Origin of the sequence: Clostridioides sp. ZZV14-6345 (genome assembly GCF_020657775.1) — a bacterium.
Taxonomy (GTDB): domain Bacteria; phylum Bacillota; class Clostridia; order Peptostreptococcales; family Peptostreptococcaceae; genus Clostridioides; species Clostridioides difficile_D.
In genome coordinates this window covers 1-205 of sequence record NZ_JAGWCX010000274.1, presented here as the reverse complement: position 1 = coordinate 205, position 205 = coordinate 1, and the positions used below count along the sequence as shown (strand labels likewise).

General features: G+C 29.3%; 1 protein-coding gene. It reads left to right on the top strand.

Annotation, left to right across the window (positions count from 1 at the left end):
- The coding region (locus KGF39_RS19750; protein WP_255643694.1) for an RRXRR domain-containing protein at positions 1-205 on the top strand (205 nt) is incomplete at both ends.

Here is a 205-nt window from a genome sequence, read left to right as displayed (position 1 = left end):
ATGGAACAATCGAAAAATAAAACAAGGATGGTTGGCACCAAGTTTACAACATAAATTGAATACCCATCTTAAATTTATAGATTATCTTAATTCTATATTGCCTATCAGAAATATAGTAATAGAGGTTGCCAACTTTGATATACAAAAAATTAAAAATCCTGACATATCTGGAGTAGAATATCAACAGGGAGAACAAATGAGCTTT